This is a genomic window from Flavobacterium aquidurense, assembly GCF_001404985.1.
In the GTDB taxonomy this organism is placed as follows: Bacteria; Bacteroidota; Bacteroidia; order Flavobacteriales; family Flavobacteriaceae; genus Flavobacterium; species Flavobacterium aquidurense_B.
Genome location: NZ_JRLF01000006.1, coordinates 339,228 through 359,898 on the forward strand (window position 1 = coordinate 339,228; position 20,671 = coordinate 359,898).

Below are 20,671 nucleotides of genomic sequence, written 5' to 3' on the forward strand. Positions count from 1 at the left end.
AAGCCATCTTTAAATCGCTGGAGTTTCAAAATTATATTTTTTTAACTCTGTTTTGTATTTAAAACTCCAGTTATATTATTGTCCTTTAAGTAATAAGTACCGCTAAACCCTAATGTTCCAAGGTATTCTTTTCCAAATGTAGCTCCACCTATCACTTGTTTTTCACCAAGAATAGTCCATACAATCTTTAAATTATTCTCTTTCAGATACTGTAAAAATGGTTTTTTTCTAATTAAAAAGTAAGAATTAGAATTATTATTAGTACTTGCATCAAAACAAGTTAAATCACCATTAGAATTGAGAAATTCTCCTTCCTTATCCGAATATTGTAGTTTCATTCCATTAAAAATTCCTAAACTTGGCTTCATAAAAGTGATTGTTTCTTCTTTAGATTTATCAAATTCTTCTTCCCACATATAAGTTTCTACTGGTATAAGTACTGAGGAAATAAAACTACCCGTTTTTCTGTCATATACATCCCGTTTCTGACCTTCATACTCTAATTCATAACAGATGTCTCTATAAGCTTGCGACCAATAATATTCTCTATTAAAAACCTCGTATTTTTCTCTATTTTCAGGCATCCACCTACCCATAAAATCTTGTTTAACTGACCAACTCGTAAAATCATCAAAATCCTTTTCTTCTAAAATGTAGCTTCTAATTTGACACCACATTCTTTTATGCTGGTTATCCCATTTTTCCTCACCAATTTTTTTTGCTTCAGACCATCCGGGGTGTCCTTCTAAAACAAGCCACTCATTCTTTTCACTATCAATTACGTTGATAAGTTTTTCAATAACTGGAAGATTGTCAGATTTCTTTACCCAATCCTCCAAAGAACAATCCCAATTAAATGTATCTTTACTAATCCACCAATAATCTATCTCTTCATCTTCTCGGTAGGTTTCCGTAGTTTTTATTAAAATTGTAGGATCGATATCTCTTATATAAGGATTCCAAGGACCTTGATATGGTTCTTCTTTTCCATCGTTTGCCCATCTTTCATATTTTTTAAAATTATCAGATACTCTCGCTGTAATTTCGTACAATGCCAACCATTGATATTTTTTGCCAATCCTCTCAATGATTGCTGCTTTTCTTCCATTGTATTCTAAACTATTGTCATACTCTCCATGTTTTTCAACATCATACCCATATTTTTTAAAAATCCAGTCAACTGCAATATTACTTAAATCATCTGGGTTTACATCCCAAGTACTTAATGCGCTCTGAAAAGTATACCTACCAAAATCACCATATCCACCTGTACCTCTTCCGTATTCAGTTGTCATAGAACTTAAAATCTCATTCTGTGACCAGTATATTTTTTTAAAACTTGGATCATCATAATCAAATTTATACAACTCGTCTATTTCTTCATTTGACAACACCGTTTCTGGGAAATAACTTTTATAAGGAGGTCTTGCATCTATAATATCAAAAGTTAATTTCTGCTTTAAATAATAGGTATATTCAATAACTCCTCTCGCATAATCACGTAGCAAAATGTGAGGATAAACTTCTTCTTTTTGTTTAAATATTGATTTATAAATATATTCACTTAAATCTGCAAGCTTTTCTATCTGTTTAGTTCGCAAACTACATCCATAAGCCACGGCGAAAAGTCTTTCATAAACAGATGGATCATTACATTTTTCAAAACTTTTTAAAACCTCAATCAAGACACCAATTCTATTCTGTAATAAGTTAACAAGCGCTTTTGTAGAGCTGTCCCTAAGCTCTCTGTTTGTAGAAGTATGAAACCACGCTAATGTAATGCTTGTTAATTTAACAGACTCATCTGAGATATGAAGTTTATTCTCTTGGTTCCATCCCCAATCTATAAGTCTTTTAAAAGATGAGTCATTATCAAATTTATCTTTTAAAAGATATGTCCAGGTTGCATCTCTATCTGCCATACTGAGACTAGACAAATGTCTATGTAACGAGTATGCGTTATAAAAATGTTCTGGCACAGAAGTTACCGATATAATTGTTTCCCAAAATAATTTATGAGTTTCATCATATGAAAACACAACCTCGTCAACATACTTTTCTGAACTATCATTTATAGTTTCATATTTACGCCATAGAAGACTTTCAACAAATGATTCTGCTATCGTGTAGTTGTCTTTTAAATTAGGAATTAATTCATAAAATTCTTTGTTGATCTTTTCAGGAATCTGAATAGAAAAAGCATCAATTAGTCCCTTATTAAAATATAAAGCATTTTCATCCTCTATATATTTAAAAAAACTTCCTCCTTCTTGAAATTCAGTCTCCAAATTTAAATCTGTGTTCAGTAAATATTTACAAGTAAGATGATCTTCAAACCTTTCATAAGCCAAATAAATTCCTTCTTCATAATTATCCTTCTCAATCCAAAATAAATTCTTTGCAAAAACTCCTTCAGAAATAAGCTCATCTAAAAAAGTTCCTTTTTTGGTAACAAATTTTGAAACAATTTCTTCAATTATTTCTATTGCTTTTTCATAACTGACATATCTTAAATCGCTATCTAACTTGTAATGTATAATAGCTTCTACACATCTATCTGCTAAATTAATGCCAGTCGAATAATCAAATCTTTTAGAACTTGCCAATACAGTATTCACATTCTTTATGAAAAAATTAATTATTGAGCTAATTCCTTGAACTCCATCTGGTATTTTATTTTGACCAGATTTAGATATACCCTCACAAAAAAGTTTTAGAAATAACGGATTGTGAAACTCTGGGTGTAAAAGAGGTATGCTAGGCAGTTGAATTCCATAATTGGAAAAAAACAATTTACAGGCATCGTATTCATTATTTCTAAATCCATAAAGCTTATTTTCAATAAGACTTAATTCTTTAATATCTTCTTTAGGAAATATTAAATCCTTATAGGATGAACGCACGCTTAGAACCAAACCTAAGTATTCATATTTTTTTACTTCAGAAATAAAACTCCTAATATTCTCTGGCCAAATATACTTTCCCCTTCCTTCATTAACTGCATCAATAAAAATTATAATTCTCTTTTCTGTTATTTTTGCTCTCTCGTTAATGATACTTAAAAACTCTTCTGATGTTGTATTTTTTATCTGGAGCCAGCTAAATATTTGAGTCCATGGATTATCCTCTGTTGTAAACTGTTGCCCTAGAAGGAAAATACTTTCGTAATTTTTTTTAACTCTTTTAGTTACTATATCTCCTAACATATGGGATTTCCCTATACCTGCCTCGCCTTCTAAAATTAAATAAGGATTATTAGCTGTTTCACATAAACCATCTTCGATGAAATCCCTAAATTTATAAATATTGTTTTCAAAATCTCTAAGATTTCTCAATTCAGTTCCATATTTATGATAATGCGAAAAATCATTTTTTTCCTTTTGAAGTTTATATTCTTCCTTATTATAATACTGTTTTAATTTACCCGTAATTTCTTCAATTGAATCCAAAATGGTTATAAAATTGTCAAATCCTATTTTTTCATTATTTTCGAAATCTATTGCAGAATAGAACTGATAAATTTCATCAAACTTCTGCTCTAATAATTCAACATCTTCTTTTACTTCCTCTTTCTTTTTTAATACTTTTCTTCCCTTAATTAACAGTTCATCAATGATAGCAGCTATAGATTTTTTAAAATCTGAAGTGCGTCCAAGTGCGTCAAAAATTTTTGAGACTTCCAGAGCAAAATTAAGTTCAGGAGTATATCGCTTTCCTAAGACAATAATTGATTTTTCACATTGATTCTTAAACCAATCTTTATCCGGAATAAAATTTAATGAGGATTTTATATCTATAATCTTTTCGTGAATATCATCAACTTTTACTTCAATACTATTTAGCCTTTCAATAGTTTCAAATATTTTAGTTTTATAGTTTTCATCGATAAAGAGAGACTTAAGTTTTTTGTCTTCTTTTATTTTGGAAGTAAACCTCCCGTAGAAAAATTCTAATTCTTCTTTAGTAGGAACTATAATGTTAGGATTTTCTTGAAATCTATGAAGCAAATCTTCGTAATTAATAGTCTGTTTTGCAAACAAAAGATATTTATTCAATTCCTCAAATATTATCTGAGATTGGAAAAAATAAAATTTAGAGTCACCTTCCTTTACTAAATAATGCTGGCGAAATTCCGTTATCGTTTCAAGAATAATTTCTATTAATTGATTTTTATATTTCTTTTTCGGAAAAAATAAGTTTTTTAATCTACCGTAGCCTTCTTCTTTTGTGAATTGATCTAGAAATTTTAAACTTACGTAACCTGCAATCGTAATTAAAGTAATTGGTTCCATGTATGTTCGTTTTTATTTAAATGTTATTATATTTCCTTGTATAAAATGCTTTAAGATTAATGTTTACTAAAAAAATCAACACATTTTTTTTATTACTCTATTGCATTGTTCTATTTTCATTTGATTTTCTTAATCACATGCTAAGTTAAAATTTATTGCTAAAATGTAAAAAAAATGATACATTTTTCGAATTAATTAAAAATTAATATAGAAATAAAACTCATAAAAGAGATTTCAATTGAAATCTCTTTACTTTCCCAATGTTAGAAATTCTTTACCAGGACTAATATATTATAGCCATTAATAAACCAAGCGGCTTGTTGGTTCACAAATCAATTTATGCGCGCGATGCAAAAGTGTATGCCATTCAGGAATTGAGAAATCAAATTGGGAAATACAGAATTATAAACGAAAACACAACATTTAAAAAAAGGCATTAAAAATCAACTACAAATTGATACTCAATGCCTTTAATATTATAACAAAAACTACTTATTTTTTCGCTTTCAAAACTTTAAAACATATAAAAAGAATACCTAACCAAATAGGAATTAATTCTACGGATAACTTCATATTTGTGATCCACATGATGGACAAAATACCAAATAAAAACACAAAACAGATATAATTACTTACCGGATAAAATAAGGAAGGAAACTTAGTTTTTGTGTTTTCCTTGTCTTTCGAAAGTCTAAATCTTAGATGCGTATACGAAATCATAACCCAGTTAATAACTAAACAAGACACTACTAAAGACATTAAAATACTAAAAGCTTCTTCGGGCATTATTTTATTTATTAAAATACAAATCGCTGCAAAACACGAAGAAATTAAAATAGCATTAATGGGCACTGAATGTCGGTTTAGTTTCTTTAAAAACTTAGGAGCACTTCCCTGATCTGCTAAACCATATAACATGCGTGAGTTACTATAAACACTGCTATTATATACAGATAATGCTGCAGTTAATACAATTAAATTAAGCACATTGGCAATAAGCTTTGTAAAAAATATTTTGGTACCAAAAAGCTCAAATTCCATCCCATTTAGATTTTGAAAAACCATTACAAACGGGCTGCTATCTGTCGTAATTTGTCTCCAAGGTGATAAAGCAAATAAAATGACCAATGCACCAACATAAAATATAAGGATTCTATAAATAACCTGATTTGTTGCTTTCGGGATGTTTTTTTCTGGGTTTTCGGCTTCTGCAGCGGTAATTCCAATAAGTTCTAAACCTCCAAAAGAGAACATAATTAGCGCCATTGCAGATAATAAACCCTGAAAATCACCAGTTGCAGTTTTTTCGAAGAAACCTTTAGGGAAAAAGCCTCCATCGTTATATAAATTATGAATTGTTGCGTGCTCTCCTCCTGTTCCACTTATTAGCAAATACGTTCCAAAAAGAATCATGGCAATAATGGCAACCACTTTTATGATCGAAAACCAGAATTCAGTTTCTCCGTAAACTTTTACAGAGGCAAAATTCAAAGCATTAATCACCAGAAAGAAAAATAAACTGGATGCCCAAAGCGGAATTTCGGGCCACCAAAACTGCACATAAACACCAATGGCAGTAAGTTCTGCCATACTCACTAAGATATATAAAATCCAATAATTCCAACCGGATGCAAAACCCGCAAAAGAACCGCAATATTTATAAGCAAAGTGACTAAAACTTCCTGAAACAGGTTCTTCGACCACCATTTCGCCAAGTTGCCTCATGATAAAAAAAGCGATAATTCCGGCAATGGCATATCCTAAAATAACAGATGGTCCTGCTAATACAGCCGCCGGGCCAATACCCAGGAAAAGTCCTGTACCTATTGATCCGCCTAAGGCAATTAACTGAATGTGGCGATTCGTCAGTCCGCGTTTAAGCTGATTATCTTGTATGTTTTCTTGTGTGTTTTTCACAAATTAGTTTTTTAAAATGAGTAAAATGTACCCACAAATGTATAATCAGCGAATATAAGTTAAAAAAGGAATCCTGCAAAGCATGAAGATGATAGTTGTTTTCTTTAAAGAGATTTATAAAAGAAATTTTTAATGAATAGTAATAATGTCAACAAGCGAAGAAAGTCCACAATTTATGCCGTTAGAAAGAAAACATTGGTAGTATAGAAATAAATAAGTCCTAAACGGGATTTCAATCGAAATCTCGTTTACTTTTGCCCAATGTTAGAAATTCTTTACCAAGACCAATATATTATCGCCATTAATAAGCCAAGTGGCTTGCTGGTTCACAAATCATTTTATGCGCGCGATGCAAAAGTGTATGCCATTCAGGAATTAAGAAATCAAATAGGTCAACATGTTTATCCTGTTCATCGTTTAGACCGCAAAACATCTGGTGTTTTGTTATTTGCACTGGATAAAGATGTTTTGAAAATTATGAATGATCGTTTTGCAATTCGCGAAGTCGAAAAAAAATATCTGGCAATTTTACGTGGCTGGTCGCCTCAAGAACAAACAATAGATTATGATTTAACGAATGATGATGATGTTAAACAAAATGCAATAACACACTTTCATCGTTTACAAAATGCCGAAGTTGCCTTAGAATTCAACAATAAACCCACTTCACGATATTGTTTGGTAGAAGCGATTCCTGAAACCGGACGTATGCATCAATTGCGAAAACATTTTAAACATATTTTTCATCCCATTTTAGGAAGTCGGCCACATGGCTGCAACAAACAAAATAAATTATGGCTGGAGAATTTTAACCTTACAGGAATGATGCTTCATGCACATCAGTTAATTTTTAATCATCCCATAAACAATCAGCAACTAATCCTGAATGCCAAGATCAATGAAGAGTTTAGCAGAGTTGGTACTATTCTAAATCTGGATTTGAGTAAGTATGAATAGAATAATCTTTGGATAATTATAAGTATTAGCAAATCAGCAACAACCTATATTCTCCTTCATTTTCTATTGGCGCCCTATGAATGCAAGGCAATACTTGTTGTTTTGGATGATCTACCGCAAGTCGCCAAAGATGTCCTAAACCTAAATTAACAGGCTCTGCATTTTCATGAATCTGATAATGCAAATCAAAATAATTTTCTTTCAAAAACTCTTCAAATCCTTCCTCTGGTCCATCATACAGTTCTTTTAGTTTGGTTCGGATTTCCGGAATTATAATTTTTTGTTCTGCCTGCGAATTAGCAATAATATCGCTTGCGGCTCCGTGATAGGTACATAAAAAAGTATCTGTTGCAACGGGCGAACGATCAACATGAAACGAATACACATCTGTAGCTATAAAATCAAATTCGTCATCACGTTCGTAACACTTTAGTAAATTAAGAGAAGGCGAAGCGCCAAAATCAGCTAATAACTGTAGATCATTCAAAATTATTTCCCTTGCCATATTTCCCTTTTCTGATAGCTGCAGGGCGATTAGGTCTTCAGGAAAAACTTCGGTTATATTTTCTTTTAAAGATAATTGGGTTACAATCTCCTTAAAATCGCCATCTAAATTTCTGTGCCAGCATAACGCATTCATTTCTCCATTGAAACTGGTATTTACAAGCTCAGAGAAAGTAGATACGGTCCCAATTTGGCTGTTGTCAGAAAATGTATTGCTCATAGTACGATATTAAGAAGCTAGTTACTTTATATATCGCAAAATTATGTAATAGCAGTCAGTTGTTGGTGTTTTTATCGCTATAATTTTTGCTGTTACTGCTTTTTTTGTCACAAAAATTGATAGACATCAACTGCTTCTTTTAAAATATTTGGGTATCAAAAAACCTAAATTGAAGTTATTACGTAATTGAGTGAAATACAAAATTAGTACTAATGAATAATCGGAATTGCATGCTGAATAAATACTTTTTTAAATCCTTATTTTTCCTTTTTGTTTTTTCCTTTTCTTTTGGGGCATTTGCACAAAAGAATCTCTATGCAGGAATTGAAATAGGAAGTAAGGGAATTAAGTTTTCTGTTATAGATGTAAATAATATTAAAAAAGGAGATTATGATATCATCGAATACTGGACAGAAAACGTTGGTATAGCAAGAGGTATTTCTATCGATGGTAATCTGGCTCAGGAAGACATAAACAAAGCCGGAACTGTCGTACTTGAAAATTTTTCGAAAATAAAAAAGATGTACAGTGTTGCCGATGAAAATATTTTTATCGTAGCTTCTTCCGGAGTTGCCCTTGCACACAATACGCAATTATTAACGGATAAAATTAAGGCTTTAACAAACAAAGACCTGGATTTTATTAACGCAGAAACAGAAGGCAAAATGTTGCTAAAAGGCGCCATTCCTCCTACTGACTATCAAGATGCGATTGTTTTGGACATAGGCGGCGGAAACACAAAAGGTGGTTATGTAAATGTGCTTAATGACAATAAATTTGAGTTTTTTCCTTTAAAATTAGATTACGGTACGATCACACTTACAGAAGCAATTAATAAAACGATTGTAATCCCGAAGGAAATAAACAGTATGTCAGTCTATACGGAGAAATCATTTGAGTATGCTCCAATTTTAAGACAAAAAATAAAAGACATGCTCAATAGTAAACCTTTATCACTCCAGAAAAAGAAAATATATCTTTCAGGAGGAGCTGTTTGGGCATTTGTAACCTTATACTACAATAAAAATAACGAAGATCATTTTGTGCCTTTAAAAATGGAAGATATTGTAAACTATGATGCCATTTTAAAGAACAACTTTATTACGTATGAAAACCTGGCTAAAACAAGTAAAGAAGCCGAAAAAGTAACCAATACGTACAGCCAGAAACATTTAATTTCAGGAAATAATATTTTGATATCCTGTCTGGAAAGTATTCCGGATTTGAAATCGAAGAAAATTTATTTTGCAAAAGAAGGTCAAATAGCCTGGTTAGTTTCTTATGTAGTGGACCGCTCTAAGAAAATTAAAAACAATTTCTAGTATTCGCATAAAAGCCAGAGTTTACTAAATATTCTAAAACCTTTACCCACCATTAAATATAAATAAAAACAATAATTTAAAATAGTTTAATATGTCAGATTTTTTACAACAATTTGGGGATGAAATTAAAAAGAACATTCCCGGTTATATTGCAGTTGCAGTAACCGAAATTAAAAGTGGTATTTCTTATTTTAGCGACTCTGTTGTTGCTGATTTTGATCCTGAATTGGCCTCGGCTTTTAACTTAGAAGTAGTAAAAGCTAAATTAAATGCGATTAGTGCTTTAGGCTTACAACAAAATATTGATGATATTATGATTACACTTACAAATCAAATTCACATCATTGATATCTCAGAAAATAATGAATACTTTATTTATCTGGCTGTAGATTCTAATAAAGCAAATTTAGGAATGACAAAAGCCCTTTTGAATAAATTTAAAAAAGATATAACTCAAAAAATGTAAGATCCTTTTTATTGAATTTATTACTCTTTTTAAAGTTGCATTTATTAAATCAACTTTAATTTGTAATTTGAAATTCTTAAAATAAAAAAGCTTGTTGAAAGATAATTTCAACAAGCTTTTTTTATTAATAGATTATGGTTTTGGCTGAGATAATGTCAAAACCAAATCTTATTTATTTAGAATTGCTAACAAAAATAGCATCTACAATTTTCTTTTTAATAGTCTCCTTTTCTTTTGAAACCACAAAAACCAAACGATAAGCCAAAAGAAATCCAACGAAACCTAAACAAGTCAAAAATATCCAATTTGCCCTGTAACCATAATCTGCAATAATTGCCATACCCGTTTTTGTACTCAGGATGTGCGCAACACTATAACTCATAGTAAATGCTGCCATAAATTTGCCTTCCTGCTTTTTTAAAGATCTTTTTTTAACAAATGAATTTGCAAAAGGAAAAGTAAACATAATCCCGATAGTCATAAAAATCATCATGACAATTAAGGCTAAAACACTATGCTCGATCAGTAAAAACAAATAACTGATAGCCATTGACAGTATTCCAAAAGAAACCATCAAGAGCTTATTAATGTTTTTAGATTCTACATAACTTACAATTGAAAGTTCGAAAAGTAAAATCAATACTCCGTTAAGCGCCAGAAACAGTCCACTTTCTATACTTGAAAAATTAAAAACTTCTTTATAGTAAAGCGAGAGTGTTGTAAACATTTGAAAAAACAATATACCGGTTATCAAAGTAACCACAAGGTGTATTAAAAATGGTTTATCCTGAAAAATTGAATTTTCTTCTTTTAAGTGTTTAAACGTATTTAATTTATAAGGCAGTTTCTTTTCTTTTACAAAAAAGGCAAACAACAAAATGCTCAAAATACAAGTAAGTCCATCAATATAAAACAAAAAAGTATAGTCTAAAAATGTAATAATGATCCCTCCAATCAGAGGTCCAAACATAAATCCTAAATTTACCGAAGAGCGAATTAATGATAATGCCTTGGTTCTTTCCTTTTTACCCGCATAAGTATCTAATGAAACCAACATTGCCGGGCGGTACATATCAGATATAGTCGTTAAGATCAATACTCCAAAACAAAAACTATAAAAAGTAGTTAGAAATTGTAATAAAATAAAAACAACTCCACTACCCAAAAGACTAAAAATCATTACTTTATAAAAACCGATTTTATCAGATAATTTTCCGCTGATCCAGGTACCTATAAATGAACCTGTACCAAAAAATACCATTACCCACCCAATCTGATTATAACTAAAATGAAGCTGCTCTAACATATACTTCGAAAGAAACGGAACAACCATTGCTCCCAGCCTGTTGATAAATGTAGTAATAGCCAAAACTTTGACTTCTACAGAGAACTGAGTGAAATTATTTAAATAGTTTTTAAGTAATTTAGTAATCATAAATGTATAATTATAGATGAAAATTAAAAGAATTATTAGGCTTAAACCAAGTTGTTTTTAGTGTGATAATTTCATTTCGTAATAATAATAGTTTGAAATAAAATTAGTTCGTACAAAACCAAAACTTTCATAAAGCTGATGAGCTGCATAATTCTCTATATCTGTATTTAACGAAATATGATCAACTTTGGTTTTTTTTGCATAATCAATACACCTGATCATAATTGCTTTTCCAATTTGTTTTCTTCTATAATCAGGTTTGACATATAAATATGAAATATGCCAATTGTATTTTGTTTTTGAAGATGTACTCATCTTGTAATATAAAACGATAAAAGAAATTGGAATATTCTTTTCTTTTGTGATGAAAATTTTAGCCTTATTTCTACTCAGTTTATCTTTTATAAACAGTATCGCATTTTCTAAATTAAGCAACTTTTCATCTATCAGTTTAGACTCGCAAATGATATCTTTTACTAAGTGAAAATCCTTATAATTTATTTCTGAAATTTCATGCAGATCCTTCATTGTAAAAAATTAAAATAAATGCATGATAAGTTCTTGTTTTTAAGGTGTTTCACTACTTTTTTTAAAGGCACAAAAATACATTATTTTTTGGTATATGAACAAAGAAAATGTGGAAATATTTAGTCTTTTTTTTCAATTAAAAACATAATTTTTTCCAAACTTATTTATCACAAAAAGAAGCATGTTTTTATTATTTAAAAATGATTTTAGCATGGGTAAATTTGAAGTAAATACTTTATAAAAAAAAGGAGAAATCCTGACTATTATTTCTCATCGCAGCAAAATTTATTAAAGTTAGATTTTGTTGCCAAATTATCGAAACTTTACCATCAAGGACAAAAGATAAATACCATCTTTTGTCCCTTTTTTTATTGTTTAAAACAAAGTTATAAGTGTCAAAAAGATTTTGACTACATATAACTTCTTCCCCATCTTTCTACTTAAACCATTCTAAATTATCAGGAGATTGCCCATGACAGAAAATCCCTTTCTCATAGCATTAAATTGTCTACTGAAGCATATTTTGATATTTCGATTCTAAACATACTGTAGATTTACTTTTAAATATAAGAAAATAACTATCAATTTTTATTATTGACTTTCTACTTTTTAAAAACGAACAAAATAATATTATATAAGATGCTGGAATTAATACTAAAAAAAAAAATGAGGAAAAGATAACTGTTGACAATGAAGATTTTATAAATCATGTCAATATTATTATTCAGAAAAAAAAACGGATTCTTCCTTTAGTGTACCTCAATTAGCAGAGCAAATGCAAATAAGTAAATTGACGCTTAACCGTAAGTTATGCCAAATTGGTTATTCGCCCGCGAAGCTCATTTTATATCATAGAATGAAATTAGCAAAAGAAATGCTGAACTCAGATTTGTATTCAATCGAAGAAATAGCCTATCAATCCGGATTTAACGGACTAACTGGCTTCAGTCGTAAGTTTAAGCAGGAATTTAACAGCAGCCCATCTGAATATCGCAAGAACGCATTAAGGCAAAAGCCTGAAGCATGGAGTTGGAAAATCCCTCTGGATGAAAATTATTTTAATGAACTTATTGAACTTAAAAAAAAAATAAATGGTTGGCAAAGATGTTTGTTGTCATTGTGGACAATCTCGATAACGATTTGTTTTCTGTAGAAGAACTGTCTCACCGGTTATTTATGAGCCCATCAAATCTTAACCGTAAAGTACAGCGTTTGTTTGGATTTTCTACTTTGAAACTGGTACGCGATTTAAGACTGCAACAAGCATCAGAATTGCTTAATATAAAAGACAAATCAGTAAATGAGGCAGCTGAAGGAGCCGGTTTTTATGATGCAGCTCATCTTTCGCGCTATTTCAAAGAAACTTTTGGATGTTCGCCCAATGATTACAGAGAGATAAATGTGGCGTTTTCTTATATAGATAAATTAAAAGAAGAATCGATGAAGCAAATTGATAAATAGTTGCACGTTTCATACAAAACGAATAGGAAATACCACTGTAATTTTGACTTATTAGAATTGATCAGGTGCACAGTGAGATTCTAAAAAAACAAATTCATCAACTGATTCTGCAGATTAGGAAATGAAAAAACCAAGAGTTATCTGAAAGTAAAATCTTATTCAAAAGTGTACATGAGATTTTTATCTCGAATAGCAAAAGAACAGTTTTATTGTTTAAGAAGGTAAAGACAGATTTCTCAGGTAAAACAAAACATAAGTATATCAGTGGAGCAGAACCCACTTTAAAAAACGAAAAGAGTAACCCTCATATCAACTAACAAATTTGAACAACCAACCAAATCATGCAAAATTTGTCCTTGTTTTTTTGACCATATGAATCTTCAGTATTCAAAAATCAAATATGCGTTTGATATAAAAAACAGCAAACCAACAACGTGCATAATCAGGGTAATGTTCAAAACTAAAAACATTAAATCATGGATAAAATTAAATTAAACTTCATTAACAGATCTGGAGATACCAACAACAGTAGTGTAGTAATTTTTCAGCAAAATGTGGCTGAGAGTTTTGGAGAAATTGCAATTGCATGGAAAGTTATTGCAAATTGCGGAAGACTGGATAACCACCCTTTTGTTTACCCATTAAATTTTAAAGTTTCAGCGAGTGATTCTTACGGAAATTACACCCCGCAAATTGATGCATTTGATGGTCAGGCTTTTGATATGATAAAAAGTAGTTCAGGAGATATTCTTCAACTATCTACAACTCCTTCAACAAGTCCTACTGAAGTTGAAATAAGAAATAATCTTGGTACAGGTGCCATCAATGCTAATTGCTATAAAGATGGTAATTTACTGGCTACAAAAACAGGTTTAGCCCCTAGCCAAAAAGCCGTTTTTGAGTTTCATCCTCGTATTTATATCGGAGTTATTTCTCAGGTTGAGGAAGGAGCAGTAATGAATTCTGCCATTATTTCTCAATTTAATTCAGAAATTAATTTATTCGGTATTTCCAGTGCTGATATTGTAATGACAGGAGGCGGACCAGGTAAAGGTTCAACTGCATTCAATTTTACCTTAGAAAATATCAATAAATAATACTTTTTTGAAAAAAAGAAACACAGTAAGAATTTATTACTGTGTTTCTTCTTATTCAAAATCTCAAATTTAGAAATCTGCTATTAGATCTACATAAAAAATGAAACGTTATGAATGAATTAGACAAAAAATCATGGTATTCTGGAGACTGGACGCCAATAAACAATCTACAGGTTCCTTATAATGGATTGATAATTTCTGCCACGCCTAATTATGGTCCGTCTACAAGCCCGCCAACTCCTCAAAAGCTGACAGCTATTTTGATCGATGTGGTCGATTATACTTATGATCCAAATGGTGTTTCCAGCCAATTGACGCTTACAAAAGGAGGCTGGAACGATATTCCCATTCCTGAAGATAACAGTGTATCCCCTCCGCAGCCCAATTTCAAATTCACAGTTTCGGGTACCGGCAATTCAGACTATGGACAAATACAGCTAACGACTACCTCTCAGGGAATTTATTTAAATATTCAGTTTTGTTATGGTCCAGAAAATAAAAAGAGAGAAGAATTGGGATTTATCATGAAATTTTTAGAGACTTATACACCAGGTGGTGATATTGAGACTATTGAAGTAGAGTGTTAATTTAATAAATACGGTCATGTTTACAGATATTTATTTTACAAATTTAGGCCCCACTTTATCAGATACCGGTATTTGCTTTTTACAAAATACCTCGAAAGCAATTTCATCAGAAACTCCGTTTAAGGTCATTAGCTGTTGTCAATATGGTTGGAACCATAAGTTCTCTATACCGTGGGATCTTCATTTTCGTTTAATAAAATCATCAGGAAACAGTTCAGAATCATATTCTTTATGGCCTATATCTGTGCAGAAGAAGAAAAAAACACTGATTAGTAAAGAAGGAATTGTAACCGTTATGCAGGAGTATCAAAACGGAAAACAAGTCTTTCATTTTGAACAAACCAGAGGCAATGCATATTCAGGAGTGCAGCTATATCGCGGATCATTGCTTGTAGCTACACAGTCATTTATACAAAATCATGCACAAATTGATCTGGATAGCACTATTTTTTTGGTCGAAAACAGACATTCTGATGCACAAAAATATGCTCAGGAAAACAATGCAAATTCGGTACTAAGTTTTGACTTTACCGGACTCAAGGCCGTACATCTGTTTTTGGTTCATACCAAAGAAAAAAGAGAACTGACCATTCGTAAAACAGAGCATTGGTAAGCCTTTGCAAGTCATACATCCAGCATTTAATTCCTATCAGAAAAACAAATTATTAATAAAACTAAAAAAAATATTATGCAAGGTTATATCATTTTATATTCAAGAGAAGGGTACTTTTTGATTTTTGAAAAAAGAGAAGAAGCTTTCTTTTTTCATGGTTCTAACGGAAGACCATCTGAAATTTTTCCACCAAACGGAATCCCAATTACAAATGGTCCGGGCAGGTTTGCTTTTCCTGGAGGCGCGCTTGACCCTGGCGAAGAGCCATTTAAAGGCTGTTTGAGAGAATTTAGGGAAGAATGCGGTAATGCCATTAGTTTTGGTTATGTACCAGCCAACCAGCCTCAGTCTTTGTTATATCTAGACAATTTAACAATCGATACCGCCCAGTATAGTATTCTATCCAACCAGCTTAATACTGTTGGGAGTAATTATACGACTTTGTATCTGGAATTTTCTAATGATGATCTGAGACAAATTCAGAATCTCATTTTAACAACCAATTTTGAAGCAGCAAAAAAGGTACGTTTAGGTATTCATAATAATCAAATACGAGACTATGATTCTATTTTTAGAGACTATCCTTTTTGTCCGTTAGATGATGAACTGGGCCAGGTAGAAATTTGGCATGTAAGAAGAGAAATTAATGAAATTAGAGATCTTAGAACAAACAGAGCAACAGATTGGTATTACAACATGATTGTGTTTTTAGCCAATGAAATACTGCAGTTCAATATTAATTATTAATCCTAAATATAGTTTGCAATTATTTTTTAGACAATCTGAAACTAGAAATCAGAAGATAACTTTATCATTTTTACGCAAACATGGAAAAATAAAATAACCGGGAAGCCAAAAACGGGAAAGAGTCGGCAAAAAATAAAAAATTAATAATATGGCAATTTTATCAATTACTCAAAAAGTTACTTTACAAAATTTAGGCCCGCTTACCCGTGACGGATACCCCACAGGTCCCGGTTATATAAGTGGCGATGATGATGGTTTGTATAATGCAGCTTGCTGGAGTTGGGCACTCAGAGGGGAATATATGTCCGTAACTAATCATAATTCAGCACCTTATATCTACGAAAATCTTTTTAAATGGGGAAAAGGAATAGATAAACCACCTACAAGTGTAAACAGAGATAGTAACAGTCTGGCAGATAAATTGACGGATACAAATCCTATTATAATCCCGATACTTTTGGATGTATTAGATGAGAATTTAGCCAATGCAACCAAAGGCGATAAGAGTAGCCAAAATGCAGTTCGTATTGCACTTTTAAGAATTAGTGCCATTGCCAACGGTTTTACTCTGGGCAATCTTAGTGTGACTAATCTTGTTGCAAAGGATAATGATGTATCAGATCCTATCTTAGGTGATTATGCGCTACATATGCGCGGTACTAGCTGGTATGGCTGGGACCATTGGGGCATAAGTATATTACTGCCTAACGGTACCCGTAGTTTTGTGCAAAAAGTAAACGGTAGTAATCCTGCCAAACCCGGATACAAAGATGGTCACGTTTTTAGAAATGGCGTTGCACTGTGGGATGAGGGCATGCCACTGACCTCTATTGCCATCAATGAGTTATTACAGGCACAGGTAACTATAATTGTGGAAGTTTAAAATCAAAAAAGGGAGCCACTTAAAGGTGTTGCCTGATTTAGTAACGAGAAGCAAAATATAAAATTTTATAATTTCTAATTTCAATAAACAATCTATAAAATGCAGATAATAGAAAAAAAATGGGAGGATAAAATCTTTCCGGATATAAAAGATGGTCTCGTTATTGTGTTTAAAATACCTGTCTCGGCAGATAAGAAAGACTCAGGGCAAATATTTGCTGAAATGTTTTGGAAAAATGCACCAGGTGAAAGTTATGCTATACCTCCTATGGTTTTTTCTTCTAAAAGCAATATTTATTACACCTTTAAGAATGGCATTACCATTATAGGGATGTTACAGTGGGAAAAAATCAATAATCCCAATATTATTGATACAGATGGGATATGGAGTAATTTTAAATATTATAAAAAAGATTTTCAAACTTACATCTGGCATACCGAAGGATTCCTGATTAGTTTTAATCCAAGAAAAAAGCCTGAAGATATAATACCAATACCTGTTCCTATAGAAATTATTGAGGAAGACGAACCTATTGATCCCAACATTATTTTAAAACCCGCAAACGGAGCAAATTTATACAGCGATTTGTTTCCTTATGTTTATATTTCAGGCTGGCCAAAAATATCTGAGACAGATAAAAAAGACAATTTTTTCGGCTATACTATTAAAAACAGCAGTCCGCCCTTAAATACTTTTTATGATCAGTTAAAAGTTTTAAAAGCTGCCGAAAACAGAAGTAGAATGCAAAATGAGGCCATTCTTTTTCTGGAAGGAGCACCGCCCTACCAGAACCAATTTGTTTATCAGGTAAATAAACTGCCAGGATATATTGGTTCTTTTACAGCATTATACAATCATCTTGAAACCACAAAATCAACGGAGAATGTCGTTATTTTGGTATGCAATTTCCTGAAAACCGATGTAATTTCAATTGTAGATTATCTCAATTCAATGGGGTATAATGAATCGAAAGAACGTCTTTGGGATTCGTATTTTGCCTTATTGATTGAAATGGGTTATAAAAGCAGCGATTTAGAATCGATAATAAAAAATCTTACTATCTGTAACTATTTAGAAACCATTTTTAGTCATCTAAATTCTAAAAAGACAGCTACCATTTTACAGAATGCTACTTTGTATAATTTGTTTCATGCTACCATACTTTTAGACAAAGCTATTTTTCCGTTACCCCCTGATTCTACTTCACCGCCACAACCTATGCCTATTCCTCTTATACCATATGCAATAGGAAATTTGCAATTGGTAAAGTACAAATTGCTGCGTTATGAAATGGGAGAATTAGCTCATATTACCAGTGTAATGCCCGGTGAAAAAAGAAAAGTAGTGAATCGTAAACTGGATCGCATAACCGATAAGGAAGAAACTACAACTTATAACGAAACCACATCTGACGATAAAACGACTGAAAAGATCCATGATTTTAGCAAAGAATTATGGAAAGCGATTGCAGAAACCACTCAAACCAGTAATTATCCTGATCCGGGTTTAGTGTCTACTTACGGCCCGCCAACAAACATTACAATAATGGGTTCTTATACTAAAGCTCAAACCACTCAGACACCGGAGAAAAAGCAAATTGCCTTATATGCAAAAAAAGTACTTAACCTGACAACGCAACGCATTTCTGAAAAGATAAACAAAGTGCGTTCGCATACCCAATTAAAAGAATTTGAGGATACTGCCACAAGTATATTAGACAACTCAAGCGGTAAAGATCCCGCTTATGGAATGTACAGCTGGTTAAACAAAGTTTATAAAGCTAAGGTTGTTAATTATGGAAACAGAATGCTTTTTACTTTTTTGATTCCAAATCCTGCAGCCAATTATATTTCGCAGGTCAAAATTATCGAAGGTAATAATCTGACAGAACCACTTTCGCCGGCAGAACTACATATAAAAACTTATCAGGATATAACACCGGATAACTATTTGGCTTTATGTCAATATTATCAACTCAAAACATTTCCTCTTGCGCCAAATTCACAGCTTGTTATTTCGGATATCATGCAAAGTGGCGAAAGCAAATTAATAGGCATTCCAAAAGGATATGAAGCATCGCAAGCTACGATTAATTATGCTTTTGGTGAAGGTAATGGCACAACTGTAATAAATGGTTTTATTGGCAAAAGCAGTTTCAGTTTTGACCAGTCTAAAGGAAATACAGGTACGCAAAATTTTGATCTTAATAAGGAACAAAATAGTATTGCTGTGGGAATTGTTTCCAGTAATTGCATTTCGGTCTCACCTCCAGAGCCACCGGGAGATTTTCAGTTATCTGTTGAAATAATTAGTTTGCTAAATGCCGAAAACCTGCTGAGTTGGCAAATTTCAATTTATCAGCTCATAAGCGCGGCGTATAATGAGCAATATGTAATTTACAACCAAAAAAGCAATGTTTCGCATGGTAAGGACGAAAGAGTGAACCCCCTGAAAGATTATTTAATTGTAAAGCAGGAACTCGAAAAAGCAGTGCGACAACAATTGCAAAATCATATTATGAGTACGGTAGGATTACCTGCTGATTATAACCCGCAAACGACTCCGCCGGGAATAAACTACAACTATCCTGAAAATATGCAATACATTAATTCATCTTTAGAATGGAACGAAATGACGTATACTTTTTTGGATGAATATGACAGCCAAAATGAGTTGTTTGCCGTATCATCACTCTCACCGGATTATTTTTCGGGTTTTCTAAAAGCCGCTTACGCGAGAGTAACTATTCCGGTTGCTCCTCAATATAATTATGGGTTTCTTTATTTTTTAAGTACCGGATTTGTTTGGTCATCGGCAGATCATTTTGCACCTTGTTTTGATGATTCTCAGGTAGAGAACAATACAAGTACAGATCAGGCTACTATTATTCAGGAACTTAAAAATGTTTTTAAGGAACCCAATCTTCCGGAAAAAACAATTGATTCGTGGGAAGTGGTTATTCCTACTTCCATGCAAATGTTACAAAAAAATAATTCTTTAAAAGTTCAAAACTATGAGTAATCCTAATTTTAATTCTAATTTTAATCTATTTCCTATTAGCTGCCCGGTAGGATCTATTATTGCTTTTGCAGGCAAAATAGGGAATTCTTCTGATTCAAATGAACCGTTTACTACACAACCCATTGAAGCTTTTGGGTGGATGGTATGTGATGGATCAGCACTTAATGCAAGTCAATATCCGGAATTGTATGTCGTTTTGGGAAACCTTTACGGCGGTTCCGGAAACACGTTTAATTTACCTGATCTAAGAGGACAATTTCTTAGAGGAATTGGCGAAGACAATGCCAGTACAGAAAATAGAACCGCAGCACCAAATGGTGAGGTAAATGGCGTAGGTTCTACTCAAACAGATGCTTTACAAACGCATGTACATACTTATGATGAGCCTGCAGGTGCAGCACCAGGCGATTCCGGACCTGCTTTTGCAGCAATAAAACCAGATGTATTAACGGGTATTCCTACCAATGAACCATCTCAGCCTACAGTTAAAGTGAGCCAGTTTGAAAGCCGCCCGACAAACGTATTTGTAAATTATCTAATAAAATTTACCTATCAGTTACCAAGAGGTTTTACCGGTCCAAACACAGAATCTGAATCATAGACAAAAGCCCAACCAAAATA

General features: G+C 32.2%; 17 protein-coding genes and 1 pseudogene. 13 read left to right on the forward strand and 5 right to left on the reverse strand.

Features of this window, described 5'->3' with window-relative positions; genetic code table 11:
* Positions 1-41: 41 nt before the first annotated feature.
* On the reverse strand, positions 42-4,292 hold the full coding sequence (avs2, locus tag RC62_RS03195; RefSeq protein ID WP_055092545.1) for an AVAST type 2 anti-phage system protein Avs2: 4,251 nt from the start codon (positions 4,290-4,292) through the stop codon (positions 42-44).
* A 290-nt stretch (positions 4,293-4,582) separates the two neighbouring features.
* Between avs2 and RC62_RS23200 the strand changes: the two are divergent.
* A pseudogene (locus tag RC62_RS23200) lies at positions 4,583-4,690 on the forward strand (pseudouridylate synthase); the annotation flags it as partial.
* Between the two features lie 94 nt (positions 4,691-4,784).
* Here RC62_RS23200 and RC62_RS03200 read toward each other — a convergent pair.
* Complete coding sequence (locus tag RC62_RS03200) at positions 4,785-6,209, reverse strand: amino acid permease (RefSeq protein ID WP_055092546.1); 1,425 nt, start codon at positions 6,207-6,209, stop codon at positions 4,785-4,787.
* A gap of 261 nt (positions 6,210-6,470) precedes the next feature.
* Here RC62_RS03200 and RC62_RS03205 point away from each other — a divergent pair, with 261 nt between their 5' ends.
* Positions 6,471-7,166, forward strand: coding sequence for a pseudouridine synthase (locus RC62_RS03205; protein WP_055092548.1), 696 nt, complete (start codon positions 6,471-6,473; stop codon positions 7,164-7,166).
* Between the two features lie 25 nt (positions 7,167-7,191).
* On the opposite strand, the gene RC62_RS03210 is transcribed toward RC62_RS03205, so the two are convergent.
* On the reverse strand, positions 7,192-7,890 hold the full coding sequence (locus tag RC62_RS03210) for a DUF1826 domain-containing protein (RefSeq protein WP_055092550.1): 699 nt from the start codon (positions 7,888-7,890) through the stop codon (positions 7,192-7,194).
* A 212-nt stretch (positions 7,891-8,102) separates the two neighbouring features.
* Here RC62_RS03210 and RC62_RS03215 point away from each other — a divergent pair, with 212 nt between their 5' ends.
* Positions 8,103-9,212, forward strand: coding sequence for an exopolyphosphatase (locus RC62_RS03215; RefSeq protein ID WP_082421200.1), 1,110 nt, complete (start codon positions 8,103-8,105; stop codon positions 9,210-9,212).
* A gap of 91 nt (positions 9,213-9,303) precedes the next feature.
* Positions 9,304-9,678 carry a hypothetical protein gene (locus RC62_RS03220; protein ID WP_055092555.1) on the forward strand — a complete coding sequence of 125 codons (375 nt, stop codon included), beginning with the start codon at positions 9,304-9,306 and terminating at the stop codon, positions 9,676-9,678.
* 172 nt (positions 9,679-9,850) lie between these two features.
* Here the strand turns inward: RC62_RS03220 and RC62_RS03225 are convergent, their stop codons facing one another.
* Both RC62_RS03225 and RC62_RS03230 read right to left on the reverse strand, forming a co-directional pair.
* The gene (locus RC62_RS03225) at positions 9,851-11,113 is read right to left on the reverse strand and encodes an MFS transporter (protein ID WP_055092556.1); all 1,263 of its coding nucleotides are present in this window, start codon (positions 11,111-11,113) and stop codon (positions 9,851-9,853) included.
* Between the two features lie 57 nt (positions 11,114-11,170).
* Complete coding sequence (locus RC62_RS03230) at positions 11,171-11,641, reverse strand: GNAT family N-acetyltransferase (RefSeq protein WP_055092558.1); 471 nt, start codon at positions 11,639-11,641, stop codon at positions 11,171-11,173.
* A 775-nt stretch (positions 11,642-12,416) separates the two neighbouring features.
* On the opposite strand from RC62_RS03230, the gene RC62_RS23065 reads away from it, so the two are divergent.
* The 9 genes from RC62_RS23065 (at position 12,417) to RC62_RS03275 (ending at position 20,651) form a co-directional block, all read left to right on the forward strand.
* Complete coding sequence (locus tag RC62_RS23065; RefSeq protein ID WP_245176770.1) at positions 12,417-12,794, forward strand: helix-turn-helix domain-containing protein; 378 nt, start codon at positions 12,417-12,419, stop codon at positions 12,792-12,794.
* A 23-nt stretch (positions 12,795-12,817) separates the two neighbouring features.
* A complete protein-coding gene (locus tag RC62_RS23070; RefSeq protein ID WP_055092563.1) occupies positions 12,818-13,102 on the forward strand; it encodes a helix-turn-helix domain-containing protein in 285 nt (94 codons plus the stop codon).
* A 476-nt stretch (positions 13,103-13,578) separates the two neighbouring features.
* Entirely contained in the window at positions 13,579-14,199 is a 621-nt protein-coding gene (locus RC62_RS03245; protein WP_055092564.1) for a hypothetical protein, read from the forward strand.
* 110 nt (positions 14,200-14,309) lie between these two features.
* Positions 14,310-14,786 (forward strand): hypothetical protein, encoded by a 477-nt coding sequence (locus RC62_RS03250; protein WP_055092566.1) that lies wholly within the window; start codon positions 14,310-14,312, stop codon positions 14,784-14,786.
* A 16-nt stretch (positions 14,787-14,802) separates the two neighbouring features.
* Positions 14,803-15,399 (forward strand): hypothetical protein, encoded by a 597-nt coding sequence (locus tag RC62_RS03255; protein WP_055092568.1) that lies wholly within the window; start codon positions 14,803-14,805, stop codon positions 15,397-15,399.
* Positions 15,400-15,474: 75 nt separating this feature from the next.
* A complete protein-coding gene (locus RC62_RS03260) occupies positions 15,475-16,146 on the forward strand; it encodes an NUDIX hydrolase (protein ID WP_055092571.1) in 672 nt (223 codons plus the stop codon).
* A gap of 301 nt (positions 16,147-16,447) precedes the next feature.
* Positions 16,448-17,029 carry a hypothetical protein gene (locus RC62_RS03265; protein ID WP_157472331.1) on the forward strand — a complete coding sequence of 194 codons (582 nt, stop codon included), beginning with the start codon at positions 16,448-16,450 and terminating at the stop codon, positions 17,027-17,029.
* A 99-nt stretch (positions 17,030-17,128) separates the two neighbouring features.
* On the forward strand, positions 17,129-20,050 hold the full coding sequence (locus tag RC62_RS03270; RefSeq protein WP_055092575.1) for a hypothetical protein: 2,922 nt from the start codon (positions 17,129-17,131) through the stop codon (positions 20,048-20,050).
* A complete protein-coding gene (locus RC62_RS03275) occupies positions 20,043-20,651 on the forward strand; it encodes a tail fiber protein (protein WP_055092577.1) in 609 nt (202 codons plus the stop codon). The genes RC62_RS03270 and RC62_RS03275 overlap by 8 nt, the downstream gene beginning before the upstream one ends.
* The last annotated feature ends 20 nt before the right edge of the window (positions 20,652-20,671 follow it).

Bases quoted from the DNA above. Each gene is read 5' to 3' on its own strand.
- RC62_RS03265 (WP_157472331.1), top strand. From the start codon at position 16,448: ATGTCCGTAACTAATCATAATTCAGCACCTTATATCTACGAAAATCTT.
- RC62_RS03245 (WP_055092564.1), top strand. From the start codon at position 13,579: ATGGATAAAATTAAATTAAACTTCATTAACAGATCTGGAGATACCAAC.
- avs2 (WP_055092545.1), bottom strand. From the start codon at position 4,292: ATGGAACCAATTACTTTAATTACGATTGCAGGTTACGTAAGTTTAAAA.
- RC62_RS03215 (WP_082421200.1), top strand. From the start codon at position 8,103: ATGAATAATCGGAATTGCATGCTGAATAAATACTTTTTTAAATCCTTA.
- RC62_RS03220 (WP_055092555.1), top strand. From the start codon at position 9,304: ATGTCAGATTTTTTACAACAATTTGGGGATGAAATTAAAAAGAACATT.
- RC62_RS03210 (WP_055092550.1), bottom strand. From the start codon at position 7,890: ATGAGCAATACATTTTCTGACAACAGCCAAATTGGGACCGTATCTACT.
- RC62_RS03255 (WP_055092568.1), top strand. From the start codon at position 14,803: ATGTTTACAGATATTTATTTTACAAATTTAGGCCCCACTTTATCAGAT.
- RC62_RS03275 (WP_055092577.1), top strand. From the start codon at position 20,043: ATGAGTAATCCTAATTTTAATTCTAATTTTAATCTATTTCCTATTAGC.
- RC62_RS03205 (WP_055092548.1), top strand. From the start codon at position 6,471: ATGTTAGAAATTCTTTACCAAGACCAATATATTATCGCCATTAATAAG.
- RC62_RS03250 (WP_055092566.1), top strand. From the start codon at position 14,310: ATGAATGAATTAGACAAAAAATCATGGTATTCTGGAGACTGGACGCCA.
- RC62_RS03270 (WP_055092575.1), top strand. From the start codon at position 17,129: ATGCAGATAATAGAAAAAAAATGGGAGGATAAAATCTTTCCGGATATA.
- RC62_RS23070 (WP_055092563.1), top strand. From the start codon at position 12,818: ATGAGCCCATCAAATCTTAACCGTAAAGTACAGCGTTTGTTTGGATTT.
- RC62_RS23065 (WP_245176770.1), top strand. From the start codon at position 12,417: ATGCAAATAAGTAAATTGACGCTTAACCGTAAGTTATGCCAAATTGGT.
- RC62_RS03230 (WP_055092558.1), bottom strand. From the start codon at position 11,641: ATGAAGGATCTGCATGAAATTTCAGAAATAAATTATAAGGATTTTCAC.
- RC62_RS03260 (WP_055092571.1), top strand. From the start codon at position 15,475: ATGCAAGGTTATATCATTTTATATTCAAGAGAAGGGTACTTTTTGATT.
- RC62_RS03225 (WP_055092556.1), bottom strand. From the start codon at position 11,113: ATGATTACTAAATTACTTAAAAACTATTTAAATAATTTCACTCAGTTC.